At 67.7% G+C, this 15,823-nt stretch carries 6 protein-coding genes; 2 read left to right on the plus strand and 4 right to left on the minus strand.

The annotated features are described in order from the left end of the window. Nucleotides 1-41 precede the first annotated feature (41 nt). Nucleotides 42-695: an ATP-binding protein gene (locus tag ACIODU_RS00885; protein ID WP_401762368.1), complete on the minus strand. Its 654-nt coding sequence runs from the start codon at nucleotides 693-695 to the stop codon at nucleotides 42-44. A gap of 290 nt (nucleotides 696-985) precedes the next feature. On the opposite strand from ACIODU_RS00885, the gene ACIODU_RS00890 reads away from it, so the two are divergent. Both ACIODU_RS00890 and ACIODU_RS00895 read left to right on the plus strand, forming a co-directional pair. Further along, on the plus strand, nucleotides 986-1,837 hold the full coding sequence (locus tag ACIODU_RS00890; RefSeq protein WP_401762371.1) for a helix-turn-helix domain-containing protein: 852 nt from the start codon (nucleotides 986-988) through the stop codon (nucleotides 1,835-1,837). Between the two features lie 11 nt (nucleotides 1,838-1,848). Beyond that, complete coding sequence (locus ACIODU_RS00895) at nucleotides 1,849-2,040, plus strand: hypothetical protein (protein ID WP_401762373.1); 192 nt, start codon at nucleotides 1,849-1,851, stop codon at nucleotides 2,038-2,040. Between the two features lie 49 nt (nucleotides 2,041-2,089). On the opposite strand, the gene ACIODU_RS00900 is transcribed toward ACIODU_RS00895, so the two are convergent. The 3 genes from ACIODU_RS00900 to ACIODU_RS00910 form a co-directional block, all read right to left on the minus strand. Beyond that, nucleotides 2,090-6,259 (minus strand): Eco57I restriction-modification methylase domain-containing protein, encoded by a 4,170-nt coding sequence (locus ACIODU_RS00900; RefSeq protein WP_401762375.1) that lies wholly within the window; start codon nucleotides 6,257-6,259, stop codon nucleotides 2,090-2,092. Next, nucleotides 6,259-9,216: a DEAD/DEAH box helicase gene (locus ACIODU_RS00905; RefSeq protein WP_401762378.1), complete on the minus strand. Its 2,958-nt coding sequence runs from the start codon at nucleotides 9,214-9,216 to the stop codon at nucleotides 6,259-6,261. The genes ACIODU_RS00900 and ACIODU_RS00905 overlap by 1 nt, the downstream gene beginning before the upstream one ends. A 73-nt stretch (nucleotides 9,217-9,289) precedes the next feature. Continuing rightward, nucleotides 9,290-15,634 (minus strand): protein kinase, encoded by a 6,345-nt coding sequence (locus ACIODU_RS00910; protein WP_401762381.1) that lies wholly within the window; start codon nucleotides 15,632-15,634, stop codon nucleotides 9,290-9,292. Nucleotides 15,635-15,823 lie beyond the last annotated feature (189 nt).

The following is a 15,823-nucleotide window of genomic DNA, read 5'->3' on the forward strand; positions in this document are numbered from 1 at the left end:
TGGGGTGCGGCTGAGCGCCGCGACCTCCCGGGCGCCCTGCCTTAGGAAGCCGGCTGGAGCGCGGCCCAGGTGCACGTTCCGCCGCCGGACTGGTAGCCGGCGCCGAAGCCCCAGGTGCCGTGGTGGGCTTTCACCAGTTCGGGGACCGCCGCGAGCGCGGCCACGCGCAGGCTGTCACAGGCGGCGGCCATGAGGCGGTGCCGGTGGGCGGCATGGGTGTCGTACACCGCGACCTGGAGGGCCTCCTCCGTCCCACAGAGCGAGAGATGGATCTGCTCCCCGGCACCGGTGAACCGGCACGCGTAGACGACCAGTTCACCCACGAGGAGCAACACCGGCTCGATCAGCTCGTCCTCCGCGTCGTGCGCGTCGAGAATGGCCTCCGCCGCCTCGATCGCGACGGCGGGTGTGGCGACGGCGGAGGGCAGCGTGAGCCCGTACCGAAGATTCTGCGGCCCCGGCTCCCCGAGGTCCGGAGGCGGCGGGGGGCACTGGCTGTACTGCGGGACCGCGTACGGCGAAAACGCCGCGAACGCCCTGGCGGGGCCGGGCGGTACGGCATCGAGACGCGGGCTGCGGCCGGACGCGGCTACGGGGCTGAGGGTGGCGGGGCCGCCGACAGGTACAGGCCCGGCGGACACACCTCCGACCGGACCGTTCGCGGCCGACGCGGTGGTGGATTCGTTTTCCGGCATGACAACTCCGCTCGCTGGTGGGCTGGTTGGACTTGTTACGTGAGGCATGAACACCTACGGCACACAGCGGGCAGTGGCCTGTCTCCCTGGCGCGAGCCCGCCCCTCCCAGGGCAGGAGGGCGCGGGCAGGCTCACGCGATGCGCTTCAAGTTCGCCGTGTGTGAACTTCGCATCACTTACGGTAGAGCAGGGGTCTCACATGCGCCACCACTAAGGTGGAACTTAACCACCATGGACCGGTCGGTCGATGCCCGGCAGACTGGCTTACGGATCAGACAGGAAGGCTCTCGATGCCCCCACGCACGACACCCACGCAGCGGCAGAGGCGACTTGGCGCCGAGATCCGGAAAATGCGGACCACAGCGGGCATGACGGCCGAGTACGCCGCCGGCCTGCTCGGTGTCGACCGGGGCAAGATCTCGAACATCGAGTCGGGGGTCCGCAACATCAGCCCGGACCGTCTGCGCACTCTGGCCACCCACTGCGAGTGCACGGACAGCCGATACCTGGCCGCCCTGCTGGAACTCGCCGAGCCTCCGCAACCCAACTGGTGGGACGAGTACCGGGGCAGGCTGTCACCTGGCCTGCTGGACATCGTCGAGCTGGAATGGCATTCAGCTCGGATCCAGACGACCCAGGCCGTCCACGTGCCGGGGCTTCTCCAGACCGAGGACTACGCCCGCAGCGTCTTCGCAGCGGTCCTGCCCGCGCTCTCACGGCTGGAGATCGAGCTACGTGTGGCGCATCGGATGGACCGACAACGTGTACTGAACCGTGAAGAACCCGTCCACTACGTGGGCTACGTCCACGAGGCCGCCCTGCGCATGCTCTTCGGTGGCCGTGAGGCGACCAGGGGTCAACTCGACGCTCTACTCAAAGCGAGTGAACGCGATACGGTCATCCTCCGCATAGTGCCGGTAGAACGCGGCAGCTTCCCGGGCGCCGGACACGCCCTTCTCTACTCGGAGGGAGTCGTGCCGCAGCTCGACACGGTGCAACTCGACTCCGCGCACGGGCCGGAATTCATGCACACCGACGCGCAACTCGCCAAGTACCGTTCTCACTTGGAGTGGATGGAGGACGCGTGCCTGTCGGAGCAGGCATCGCGTGACTTCATCCGCCGCATCATTCGCGATCTATGAGGAGTCCGACCATGCCACAGATCAATTGGGAGAACCCCTACTGCGGAGAGGGCAACAACTGCTTCCGCGTGGGCACCGACTCCGAAGGTAATGCCTACATCGCTGTTGCAGGTCAGGAAGATGCGTATCTCACGGATACGCACGATGCCCTCAGAACTCTGATCCGAGAGATAAAGGCAGGCAAGGCCGACCATCTGCTGTAGGTACCCCGGGCGGGACGGCGAGATTCCTTGGCCCGCCCGGACGGCTGGGTCAGGCCGAGTCTGAGACGGCCGGGTGGCGCGGACCGTGACCTGGGGGAGGAGTGAGCGTCGAGGTGTAGTTTTCACCGTCGACGAGAGGGGCGGTGAGGCCGATTCCGAGCGCGGCCATCCGGTCGTACTCCGCAAGCACGAGGTCCTTCGTGCGGTAGTGGCCGTACTTAGCAATCTCGTTGTGTTTGAGGCCGCCCGAGTCGGACTGGAAGGTCTCCAGAATGTAGTCCGCATCGACGCGGTTGACACCGTAGAGGTGGAAGAAGTACGCGTCCAGTTCGGCACGGATCTGGGCGCGGCGGGATTCGTCCCACTGGAATGGGCTACCGGTATCGCCGAGATCCCGTGCGAGCGCGGCCAAGCCGTAGGTTGTACAGACGAGTTCCAGAACCCTAGGTGTGAGAAACGTCGTATGCGGCTCCATCTCTGCTGCGGCAGGGACCGGAAGTTGCTTCCAGATGAAGAGACCCATGCTGGTACTGCCAATCTTCTGCCGACTTACGTAGTCGAAGACAAGCGAACTCTGGGCAGCAATCAGGGCCGCTACGAGTTCAGACCTCACCCCTGGAAGCATTAGCGGGAACTTGTGCCCGACCGCCGCTCGCGGCAGGAACGCCGGGATGGCTGTACGCTCATCTGTCGTGCGGCAGACGTCGCGCCAACCGCAAAGCCAGTCGCGTTCCCAGCCGATTTCCTTGAGTCGTGCATTCACACCAGGGACATCTACCGGTTTGCTGTTTCTGATGCGTGGGACGAGTCCCTCTTCCTCAATCCAGTAGCGTGGCTGAGCGGCTGCCGAAGCATCCTGCTTCTCGGTGAGGCTGAGACGACGCCGGTCCTCATTTCCCGTGTCGTAATACAGGTTCCACCGATGGTCGAAGTGGTGAGCCATCTTACCCTCGTACAGGGGGAGCATCCTCTGCCCGTCGCGGACGAACACGTTGCCGTCCAGCTCCCACCCCTCTCCCTCCAGTTCCTTACGCTGCCGGAACAGGTCAGAGTCGTCAGTCATGTCGAACAGACGCTTAAAGGTGATCCCCCAAGAATTTCCATCCTTCTCCCTCTCGTTCCACAACACCGGAATACGCCGGTAAATCGCCGCCGTGAGGTCGGCGTCCCGCCGCGTCCGAAAGATCGGGAGCGTACCGGTGTTGGGATTGATGAGGGCGATCTCCTCAGGGCTGAGCGCAAAAACCCTTTCTGCGTCGCCAAGGTCCATCGGATCTTCAAGGAAGAACGCAAACTTCGCCGTCGGCTCGATGAGCGCCCTGCCTGCCAGGGAAAGCAGACAGAACTTGTAACTGGAGTGCACCCCCACAAAAAGCGGCTTGCGGTTCTCGAAGTCGTACAGCGCCACCACCGCGCCGCGCCGGGTGAAGTCACTGAACAGGTACTGCGCGCCCGCGCCCGTCGCGATCGCCGTGGGAAGAACGCAACCGAAACGGCTCCGCGCCCCAGCGATCGTCGCGAACCGTTCCGCGAACAACTGGTCGGTCTGGAGCGAGTTGACGCCTTTGACCGTAAGCCCCTTCCCGCACAGCGGAAACGCCCCCGATCCGCCCGCGAACAGGAACGTCGACTTCACCACCCGACGCGCCGTCCGGTACCGGCGTCCCGCGTCCGGGTTCTCCTTCTCCCACTCCACGATCCGAGTCCGCCGGGCCGTGCCCGCGATCTCCGCGATCGACGGCTCCACCACGCTGAAGTACTTCTTGTCCTCGAAGTCGACCTTGTCCCAGGGCGGATTGCCGACCACGCAGGAAAAGCCCCCCGCCCAGCCCGTCACCGGGTCAACCTCCGCCACCGCTCCGGACGCCGACCCCGGTGAGGACCCGGTCGGCCCCTCCGGCACCACGAACACCTCCGGGAACTCCAGGTGCCAGTGGAAGAACCGGTACTGCTCGCTCAGCTCGTCGATCTCGTCGTGGACCGGCTTCGACGCGGCCTTCCCCTCCCGGTCCCGCAGTGCGCGGAACACGTCGTGGGTGATGGCGGGCGGCGCGTCCTTCGTCTTGTGCCACATGAACGCCGCGCACCACGCGTCGGCGATATGGAGCGCCTGACGGTACGGCTTCTCCCCGGCCCACTTCTCGTACGCCGCCTTCTGAGCCCGTACCTCCCGCAGCTTTCCCGATGGGGCCGAGATGATCCGGCGGAGGCCGGACGCGAAGGCCGTGTTGGAGATCTTCGCCTCCTCGCCGAAGTCGAAGAGGCCGCTCTGGCCCTTCCGTTCCTGGTCGTTCTGCTTCTCCAGGAACCGGGCGTACTTCTCGTCGTCGCCCTCGACCGCTTTAAACGCCTTGTTCGGGATGCCGTCGAGCATCAGCGCCGGCGTCGCGCCGATCAGGCCGTTCCCCCGCTTGATGTGCGCGTCCAGGAAGCCCAGCGCCTTGCCCGGTTCCAGCGCCTCCAGCCAGAGCGAGACCTTTGCCAGTTCCACCGCCATCGGGTTGAGGTCCACCCCGTACAGGCAGCGGGCGACGACCTCGTGCAGGGCCTCCCGTACCGCCTCCGGTGTCGGTTCCGGGTTGCGCTCCCGTACCGCCGCCACTCGCTTGGCGATACGACGGCCGGCCGCGACGAGGAAGTGGCCCGAACCGCAGGCCGGGTCGCAGACCGTCAGGGAGAGCAGCTCGCGCATGATCGCGTCGGAGGGATCCGGCTCCCCTGCCGCCGAGGCGGCCTGCTCCCCGCGCTTCTGGGCATCGTCGATCACGGGGTCGAGGGTGGAGTCGAGCAGGGTCTCGATGAGGGAGCTGGGGGTGTAGTAGGACCCGGTCTTCTTGCGGTCGTTGCCGAGGCGGTTCACCAGCTCGAAGGTGCGTTCGGTGGCGCTGTGCTTGGGGACCAGTTCGAGCAGCGACTCGTAGATGGAGCCGAGCTCCTCGGAGCCCATGTTCCGGTAGTCCACGGGGCGCCAGCGGGAGGTGTTCTCGTCGCGGATCCGGGACAGGTGCCGTACGGCCTCCAGCAGCGAGGCGTTGGAGAGTGAGCAGTTCCGCAGCGGGGCATCGGCCTCCGTGTCGTCGAAGAGACCACCGAGACCGGGCAGGCCGAGTTCGGGACGGCCCTCGTCGCGGCCGAGGGCTTCGAGCACGATGTTCAGGGCCGCGTACTGGTCGGTGTGCGCGGTGCCCCGGCGGCGCAGGGCGTGCCGGCGCAGGCGTGCCGAGCCGAAGTAGTCCGCGTACCGCGCGCGTGCGTCTCCACTTGCCTCGGGGTCGTGTAGCGCGTCCCTGTCCTCGGCTACGAAGAGGAAGATGAGCCGGTACGCAAGGCGCAGCAGCGCGGCGTGGAAGCGGTCGGCGTCGAGGTTGTCCCGCAGGTCCGTGTTGGCCGGGTGGCGGAGAAAGCCTGTGCCGAGGGTGGTGATGGCGTGCTGGACGCCGTCCCGGTGGTGGTCGAGCGCGCGTGTGCCGGAAGCGATCGCTTCGGTACGCCACTTCTCCAGCCAGCACGCGGAGGGCGCGGCACCGTCGCCCACCTCGAAGCGGGAGACGTGCAGCAGCCGGTACAGCAGGACGAACTCGCTGAACAGCTCGCCGTCGAAGATCGCTTCGAGGTCGAATTCGACATACGACGCGGTGGCCAGTGCGCTGGAGTCACGAAGCAGCCGCAGCTGACGGCCGTTGGTGAGTACGGCCCACAGATGGGCTTCGCGCCGGTTCAGGCATTCCTGGACCAGCGACTGGGGCGGGACCGTGCCCGCGCCGCCCGGTCGCTTGTCGAGGAAGGTGTTCCACGCCGACAGGTGGAACGGTACGTGCTGCCAGCGGTGGCTGATGGGGAAGGTCCGGTCGGGGTCGCTGTCCGCCCGGAACTCGCCCGGGCCGACGCCGGTCAGCCGGCCGAAGCCCAACTCGGTGAAGAGCGGTTCGAGCCACTGGCCGACGGCGAGCCCCGTCGGGTCGGCGGGCAGTTCGGCCGCTGGCCGGACGGGCAGGCTCTGGCGCAGTTCGCGCCAGACGGCCTTGAGGTAGTCCCAGTGGCGTTCGGCCTCGTCGCGGACCGAGCGGCGCGGGCCGATCACCTGGTAGTCCGAAGGGCTGGAGCCCGGTACGTCCTTGCCCTCCTTGCTGTCCGAGATACGGACGAGCATGTCGGCGGGGAGCAGGGAGCCCACGGTGTGGACGGCGGAGAAGACCTGGTTACGGGCGGTGGCGGACATCAGGCGCTCTCTCCGTCGGCGGCGATCGGGGGCAGGTAGACGTAGACGCCGAGGATGTCGGCGGGCTGCTGGGCCGTCACCCGCAGTCCTTGCACGATCTCGTCAGCGGCGCGTCGGACCCGGCGGTGGGATTCGTGCAGCTCGGCGGCGAGTTGTTCACCGTACTCGGCCATATGAGCTTCGACAGCGCCTAGTTGGCCGAGGGTGCGGGCCATCGTCCGTTCCTGGAAGTAGTCGTCGATGTTCTCGGCGGCCTGCGCCGTGAGCAGGTCCAGGGCATCGTTCTCGGGCAGCCAGACTGCGTTCTTCGCGGAACCCCGAAAGGCGAGGAGACGGGCGTCCTCGGCCACCAGCTGCCGCTTTCCCTGCCGTGAGGGAAGGGTGAGATGGAAACGGTAGCGAACCAGCAGCAGCGTCGTGGGAACGGTCACCGCGGTCGTCGCGACGACGCCGCAGCGGCGGGCCGGACGGCGGCCGTCGGCCTCGGCGTCGAGGGCGACATTGAGCACGTGGGACGCGAGCGCGCCGACGACCGGGTCGGTACGGACCAGGGCGGCTTCCCCCCGGGCCACCGCGGCGGTCGTACGGAACCTGATGGGCTTCCCGGACTCGACAACGTCGGGACCTGCCACGGGGGCCAGCGCGTCGCGCAGGCCGGCCGAGACGCCACTGACCTCGGCGGTGAAGTCCCCCGAGCCGGGACCCTGCCCGACTCGGTCACGGGAATCCGGGCCGTCCTCGCATTCGACGATGTGCGCTTCGAGGGCGGCCAGGGAGTGGCGTACGAAGCCGGTGACCTCGTCCGCGCGGCCGAGGGTGTCCCGAATGGCGGCGACCTCGCGCGCGACCTCCTCCGGGTGGATGGCACGCTGGGCAAATCGCGAGCGGGAGGTCGTCTCCCGCTCGGCGGCGGAGGTCCAGTCGCTCTCCAGCTTGGCCGCCTTCGCGTTCAAGGTGTCCAGTGCCTCGATCGCGAACAGGCCTTCCTGCTCCGGCTCCCGGCCCCGCATCAGCAGCCACTCGACGATCGCGTCGGTCACCCCGGACGACGCCTCGTCGGGTACGGAGACGGAGATGCCGAGGTCCTTGCGGATCTGGCGGTGCTTCTTGATGAGGACTTCAAGGACCTTGCCGTCGATGCCGTTGTCGATGCCGTACAGCGTGATGACCCTGACCTTGTCGCGCTTCTGGCCGTACCGGTCGACGCGGCCCTCGCGCTGGTCATGGCGCGTCGGGTTCCACGCGAGGTCGTAGTGAATGACGGCGTCGAAGTGGTGCTGGAGGTTGACGCCCTCCGACAGGCAGTCGGTGGCGATCAGGACGCGGCGGGCCGCGGGGTCGTCCCCGGCCAGCGTCGCAAGCTGCTCGATGCGCGCGAGGCGCTGCTGGGGAGAAAGGCTGCCGGTGACCGCCTTGACGACGGTTCTGGACCCGAGCTTCTTCTCCAGGTGATCAGCGACGTACTCGGCCGTCGGGATGTAACGGCAGAAGACGATCGGGTGGTAACCCTCCTTGAGAAGGGCCTTGAGCTGCTTGGTCAGGGCCGCCAGCTTCAGATCCTCCTCGGGGCCTTCCAGGGCGGAAGCCCGTTCGGCCAGCTCCACCAGTCGGGCACCCGCGCCCTCGGTCTCCGCACCCGGCGCGGCGTCCAGACCCTCCAGGGAATCACTGTCGGCGGAATCCCGGTTGAGCGGGCCGGCCAGCCGGTCGGCCTCCTCCGCGCTGGCCGCGACGGCCGCGGCCGACCGGGTGGACAGAGTCTGGGAGGCGGCACGCGGGGAGGAGACCAGCGAACGCAGCAGGGCGATCGCGGACCACCAGGCGATACGGGCCTCGCGCTTGCCCTGCGCGTCCGCCGCCTGGACCCGTTCGCTCGCGTACGCGATGGCGTCGTCCAGCAGCGCACGGTAGGCCGGAGACAGCTTGTACTTCTCGTCCTTGGACTCGCGGTCGGACGGAAACACGGTCCTCTCCGCCAGGTTGTCGTCGGCGAGGCCGTCCTTCTTGGTGAGGTACTGGCGGACGTCCGCGCGCTTGCGCTGGACAAAATGCTGGGCGAGGAGCCGACGGCCCTGGTCGGATTCGAGGTTGACCGTGGCCAGCTCCGGCTTCACCAGGCCGAGCAGGTTGCGGAAGCCGGACTCCTTGCCGCTGTGCGGGGTCGCGGTGACCAACAGCAGATGCCGTTCGGCGTCCTGTGCGACGCGGCGCAGGAGTTCGTAACGGAGCTGATTCTGCGTGGAGGAGGCGTCGTCGGCGGCCACGCAGGTGTGGGCCTCGTCCACGATGACCAGGTCGGGGCAGTGACGTACGAAGTCGTCGCGGTGCCGAGTGGACTTGATGTAGTCGGTCGAGACGATGACGTGGGGGTACTTGTCAAAGAGCGACTGGCCGAGGTCGAGACCGCGCTCCAGCCGGGAGACCGTGGAGGCGAGGACGAGTTCGGCATCCAGCCCGAACTTGGTCCGCAGTTCCTCCTGCCACTGCTCCGCCAGCGCGGGAGAACAGAGAACGGCGAGGCCCTTCGCCTCACCCTGAGCGAGGAGTTCACTGGCGATGAGTCCCGCTTCCACGGTTTTGCCGATGCCGACGTCGTCCGAGATCAGCATGCGTACGGTCTTCTGGCGAAGGGCCATCAGGAGCGGTACGAGCTGGTAGGCGCGCGGCTCCACCGCGATGCCGGCGAGGGAACGCAACGGACCCGCACCGGAGCGGAAGCCGATGCGCAGCGCCGAGCGCAGCAGCCCCGCCGCGCGCTGGTCGCCGAGGTCGGCCGGCGACGGGGGGGCGAACTGCGCGTCCTTGACCGACTCGAAGGCGGGAAAGAGGGCGGCGATGTCGTCGTCGGAACCGCCGAGCGGGCGGAGCACGAGCATGTCGGCCTGGCTGTCCGGGAGTACGACCCATTCGCGGCCACGGGCGGTCACCAGGGAACCGGCGGAGTAGGTGTGCGTCATCGGGTGCGTCCTCGCGTGGTGTCGGGCGGTTCCGTGGTTATACCGTCTGTCCCCCGGTCCTGTGGTTGTGTCGTCAGGAGGCGGGGTGGCCAGGGCCGAAATAGCGGGCGTGCTCGGCGGCGATCGCGTCCCAGTCGGCGTCGTACGGGAAACGGATGACGTCCCACCGGGCGTCGTACAGCCGCCCTTCGGCCTCCTCGTCCCGAGTGGTGTCGTCCTCCTGGTCCAGGCGGCCGACGAACACCGCGAGCTTCACACCGGGCATGCGGTAGACGAAGTCGGGCAGCGCGTTCGCCTCTGAGACCAGGGTCTGGGCCTCGTCCGGCGGCCGGAGTCCCCGGTCCTTCAGCCACGTGAGGAAGTCCCTCTCCAGTGCGGTCTCCTCCGCTGCCGACCCATGGTCCGTGCCGGTGCCCTTGGCGGACTCCTCGGCCAGCCTGCGGTACTGCTCGCTGGGTGATTCTCCCCGTCCCTCGGCCGTCACATCGGCGGCGGACAGGCGGACCAGGAGGTCGCTCACGTCGCGCCGGTCGATCGCGCCGTGGTGCATCTGATTGCCGTAGGTGAGCAGGCATTCGTAGCAGCCGCGGGCACAGGGACGGTCGGCGTGAGGACCGCCCTCGTCCTTGCCGCGGGCGTCGAAGTGAGCGATCGCCAGCGCCGCCCGAGCGGCTTTGGCGAGCGCGCCGACATCCGACTGGAGACGGCGCAGCACGCCCGCTCCACCCTCTGCCGCTTCGGTGAAGAGCAGACGGTCGCGGGGGCCTCCGGCCGGCGGCAGGAGTTCACTGGTGAGTTCGGAATCCTCCAGCTCGAACGCGGTCTCGATGCCACGCTCCAAGGCGTACATCAGCGTAAGGGCGACGGGCTCGGGCAGCGGTTCGGCTAGGTGAACGACAAGGATGTTGCGGCGATCCTCGACATACGGGATGACACGCTTCTTACGACGCTTCTCATTGCCCTCGGTGTCGATCACAGGCATCTCGCTGGAGTCACCGGAGGCATCGGACGCGTCCCGCTCGTTCATCCACTGGCCGGTGCCGGGATCGAGCCAGTAGCCGGGGGGCTCGTTGTCCTTGGCCCGTACCCGCCCGACGTTGGTGATGCGTACGGTCGCGGAGTCGCCGTACGAGAGTGTGGCCAGCTGTCCCGCGCCGTCGGCCACCCGGGCCTTCTGACGACCCTCGCGTGCCCCGTGGTCCTTGAACCGGTACGAGGTCTCCAGCCGGAAACCGGCCCTGCGGCGCTCCTCCTCGTCGGAGGAGATGCGCTCGCGGCGCTGGGTGTAGACGGTGTGCAGGTGGAGAAGGCCGTAGGTGGCGGCACCCAGCGGCTTGTCACACACGGCGCACCTGTTCCGGCGCCTCTCGGGATCGTCGAGGTAGCCGCAGCCGGCGCAGCGGCGAGCCTCGCCCGTAGTGATGTCTCCGGAGGCGTCCGGGGGCAGCTGGATACGGGTGACCTGGTAGCGGGCGCCCTCGTGGTAGATGAGCGCGCCGGGGCCGAACTCGCGGATGGCGAGAAAACGGGGACGCTGCAAGTAGTCGCCGTCGCCCTGCCGGGAACCTCGGGTCGGCACGTATGCGGCGAGCGGCAGCCGGGGGAACGAGTAGCCGGGAAGGAAGCCCTCGGACGCCAGGTACCGGTACGGGTAAAAGTCGGAGAGGACGGAACGGCTGTCCGCGCTCTCGTTCTTCAGGAGGTTGAGCTGTGTCTCCGCCTGGGTACGGCGGCCGAACGCGTGGCGCCGGTCTCGCTCGGTCAGCGTGTGGTCGAGGACCCGCCTGTTCTGGACGTACTGGTCGACGAGCGCCGCCTTGAACAGATCCCGCCAACGGTCGAAGGCCCGGTGGAAGGTCTCCGGGACCATGCCCACCACTTCCTCGATCCACCGGTCGTCCCACCAGGTTGTGGCGGCGAACTCCGGGATCAGCGGGCCGAGGACGCGACGGGCGGCGGCGATCGTGCGGGCCTGTGCGCCGGTGTCGTACGAAGCGTCGCGGATGCCGCTTTCCAGATCGAGGACGGGGGTGGGCCGGCCGGCGTTCTCATCGTGCGAGATGTCAACGACCTGGGGGATGGTATGGCCCAGCTTGAGGCCGGCCTCGGCGAGCCAGATTCCCTGGATGTGGGAGCGGACCAGATCCTCGTTGGCGAGGTCAAGTCGCGGCGGCGCGACCGCGCCCGCGACCATGCGCTCCGAGCGCCGGAAGTAGTACTGGTCATGGCTGTTGCCGGTGGCGCAGTACGTGGTGACGAGCGCCGGCTGCCCGCTGCGCCCCGCCCGGCCGCTGCGCTGGGCGTAGTTGGCGGGGGTGGGCGGGACGTTGCGCATCATCACCGCGTTGAGCGAGGAGATGTCCACTCCCAGCTCCATGGTCGGGGAGCAGTAAAGAAGCTTCAGCTCAGCCTTGCTGAACGCCTTTTCACGACTCTCGCGCTCGGCGGGATCGACCTGGGCCGTGTGCTCACGGGCGAGAAGTCCGGAGAGGCCTGCGGCGGTGTTCCGGTAGAGCTCGCGGAAGAACGTGTTGACACGTGGCCCCTGCCCACTGGCGTACGTACGGGTGAGGGGATCGTGTGCCCCGGCCTCGCCCGTACCCACCCGCCAGATGATGGAGGAGGCGGAGATCCGGTAGCCCGTGGTCGGCGGTCCTGACGGCCTGCGGAAACGGCCGGCGTGCGGTGGTGCCTCCGTCACCTCGGTCACGAGGGTCGCGTTCTTGAGGACCTTCAGCAGGTCCTCGATGACCGTCTGGACATCGGCGGGGTCCATGTCCTTGTCGAACCCGCGATGCGTCCGGCGCAGGTATTTACCGAACTTTCCGCGAGCCGAGAGGAACAGTCCCGAGCGGTCCAGGCCGGGCCTGGAGGGCATCGGGTAGGCGGTGCCGACCTTGGGGCTGTCGCTCTTGCTGAGGATCCAGGGGTCGACGAGCCGTTCCTCGCTCGCTCGTTGGAGGGTGTCGAAGTCGTCACGGAAGTACTGGACGTCGATGGCGAGGGAGCGGCGCATCTCGTTGAGAAGCGACTTCATGACTTCGGCACGCAGGGCCGGGTCGGCGCCGCGCAGGGCCACGTGCGTGTCGGCCCACCGCTCGTCCTTTTCTGCGATCCATTGGAGGTCGGCGTAGTCGATCTCCAGCAGGCCCGTCTGCTCAAGGTTGGGCATGGTGACGCGCCAGCCGCGTTCCAGGTCGAGATAGAGCCGGAAGGCGATGACGTCGCGCAGCGTCCTGGCGGCGGCGCGGGCCAGCGACGGTGGCAGATCGGACTTGCCCGTGTAGACCGCCGGGTCGAGGGCGAGGGCGTTGGCGACGCGCGAGGTCAGCTCCTCGTGCGGGATGCCGTCCTCACCCGCGTCGAGGGCCGCCCGGTAGAGCGCCCCGCGCAATTCGGTGACCTGGACGAAGTCGTTGAAGTGACCGGCCTGGAGTGAGGCGTCCTGCCGGTTGTCGACGAAGGTGAGGAGTTTGCGCGCCTCCTCGGGAAGAGCGCCGTCCGGCACGCTCACCAGGGAACGGACGACGGAGGCGGAGACCAGCGAGGTCGCCGAGGAGCGGCCCTCCTGATCGAGGGTGGCGAGTTTGGCGAAGTCCTTGCCGCGCGTCTGTTCGTAGGAGACGGAGCACTGCGGGCAGAAAAGGAAAGGGGAGGGGATGAACGCGGCGTGCAGGTCACCGCGACCCTCGTTCCCGTAAGGATCGACGGTGACCGCGCGCGGCATCCGGTCACGGTAGGACTTCTTGACGACCTCCTGGCCCTTGTCGTCGATCTCCAGCCAGGACTCGGGCAGCCGCCGGTCGGCGATGGCCTCATCGGGGCTGTGAGGCCAGGGCGGGGTGTCCCTGTAGCGGTCGGTGTCGATGTAGAGGTATCCGTCACCCGCGCGGCCACCTGTCGCGATCGTGTCGCGCCGCGGTTCGTAGCGGACCTCTCCGTCCCTCTCCGTCCGCCACACCGTCAGGAACTCCTGCCCGCACTCGCGGCAGAAGGCGAGCGGCATCAGGACATGGCCGTCGGTCTTGGGCCGTACCCGCTGGTAGTCGCGTGTCAGGTGCCGTTCGGACTTCTTCTCCAGAGTGACGTAGACCGTGTCTCCCTTGGAGAGGAACTGGTGCAGCCGGAAGGCGAACAGCGGCCGATCGGTGACCGGGTGGTACACCTGCGAGCCCGCCTCCAGCGTGGCGCGCACGGCTTCGGCGCACTGGTCTTCCGATACACCGCTGAGGCGCGCGAGTTCGGCCGCGGCGTCCTCGATCTTCGCCGGCTTCTGGCGTACGAGTCGGCCGGTGTCCTCATCGGTGCCAAGGCCGAAGTAAGTCTCGATCCAGCGCGCGAGCGGGTCCTTCACCAGTTCGGCGTAGGCCCCGGGGGCGGTGGACTCCAGCAGCCGCTCGGCGGGAACGGTGTCCGGAGCGTCCTGGGTGGCGCGGACCAGGGTTTCGCCGATGACGTGCTCGGGGCTGACCGGTGTGCCGAAGAGCTTGGAGGCCATGTCGGCGACCACGCGCTTCTGGTCCTCCAGAGTGCCCTCGGTGGACATCGTCGCGGAGGTGCCGATGCACTGCACGTCCTCAGCCTGGCAGGCGTCGCGGACCCGGCGGATGAGAAGGGCGACGTCCGCGCCCTGGCGGCCGCGGTAGGTGTGCAGTTCGTCGAAGACGAGGAACTGGAGTCCCTTGGCCATCTCGACGAGGCTGTCGCGGTCGTCCGGCCGCGTGAGCATCAGCTCCAGCATCACGTAGTTCGTGAGCAGGATGTCCGGCGGGTTCTTGCGGAGCTCCTTGCGGGTCTCCTCGTCCTCCTGGCCCGTGTAGCGGGCGAAGGTCACCCGCTCACGGCCGGTGCCGTAGCCGTTCCGCAGATACTTCTTGAGCTCTTCCAGCTGGCTGTTGGCCAGGGCGTTCATCGGATAGACGATGATGGCGCGCACCCGCTTGGCGGCATCGGGCCCGGCGGCATCCCGGTCTTTCAGGACCCTGTCGACGATCGGCACGATATAAGCGAGGGACTTGCCTGAGCCCGTCCCGGTCGTCAGGACGTACGAGACATGAGCCTGCGCGGCGTCGATGGCCGCGCGCTGGTGTCGGTGAAGGGTGAGCGAACGGCCGTCGCAGACGGTCGAGTCCTTGGACTTGTTCGCCTGGAAGATCATCGCGCACTCGTCGTGCAGCACCTTTTGCGTGACGAGTTCCGCGACGGTGCCGGCGGAATCGAAGAAGGGATTGAGCGACAGCCAGGGGTTCGGCCACTGGGACTTGTTGTCCAGATCCTTCTCGACAAAGGCGTTGATCAGTTCGTCACGGATGACCGTGCCGCCCTTGGTGAAGGAGCGGTAGTCCTCGATGAGCTTCTGGTGTACCCCGAAGACATCCATGCCGGAACCGGACTGCCGCTGCACCGCAGGAAGCTGGGCGACACCCTGCGACCGCTCGGTCGGCGAAACCGTCGAGAGAAAGTTATCCTGGTCCGCCGGGCGCAGAACGCGCTGGACCGGATCGAATGCCTGCCAGGCGGGAAGCTCGCTACCCGCTGTCACCAGGGGAAGCAGAGCCTCCCGCACCGCGATCGCGTCGGCGGGACGGTCCGCCGGATTCTTCGCGAGCAGCCGGTCGACGAGCCGGGCCAGGGGCTCCGGTACATCGGCGCGGAGCAGACGCACCGGCGGCGGCTCCTCCCGAGCGTGCTTCTCTGCAAGGTCGAAAGCCACGTTCCCCGTGAAGGGCGGGCTGCTGAGCAGCATCTCGTGCAGCAGGCAGCCAAGGGCGTACAGGTCGGCAGCAGGCGTGACATGGCTGCCCTGGAACTGTTCGGGGGCCATGTAGCGGGCGGTGCCGACCGTCGCGTTCGAGCTGGTGAGCAGTGCTCCATCAGGGTCGTCCGCGATGCGTCCCATGCCGAAATCGAGGACCTTCACCAGTCCGCCGCGTGTGAGCATGACGTTGCGGGGCTTGAGGTCGCGATGGACCACTCCCAGGGCGTGGGCGGCGGCCAGGCCGTGGGCCATCTGTACGCCGATGGCCGCCACCCAGGAAACGGGAAGCCGGCCCTCCTCCGCAACGAGATCGGCAAGCGTGTGTCCGTCCAGGAACTCCATCGCGAGGAAAGGCAGATCACCGTTGGTCGCGTCCACCCCGCCGTCGATGGTGCGCGGCAGATTGGGGTGGTCGTTCAGCTTGCGCATGATCCGCACTTCGCGCGCGAACCGCTCCACGACCGTGTTGTCCGTCCGCGTGTGCGTGTCGATCAGCGCACCTGAACGGCGACGCAGGATGAGCTTGACGGCGACGACGCGATCCGGGGAACCGTCCACGGCCTGGAGATCCTCGGCCCGGTGGACCTCCCCCATGTTTCCCGAGTCCAGGACTCCTCGCAGCCGGAACCGCCCCGCGATCGTCTCGCGTCCCTCACCCATGTGCCCGCCTTCCCCGTGCGGCCCGTGACCGGGCACGCGTTTCTCTGCGGCCGTCAGGCGTCCCATCGTGACAGAAGGGGCACCTCAGACCAGAAAACGTACACGACACTGCGCGATTTGACCACACGATAGTTTGTTGACATTGCCAACGCAACTAGCCTCGGGGCGTCACCTCGCATGTCCGGGGAG

It is taken from the genome of Streptomyces sp. NPDC088261, assembly GCF_044740805.1.
In the GTDB taxonomy this organism is placed as follows: Bacteria; Actinomycetota; Actinomycetes; order Streptomycetales; family Streptomycetaceae; genus Streptomyces.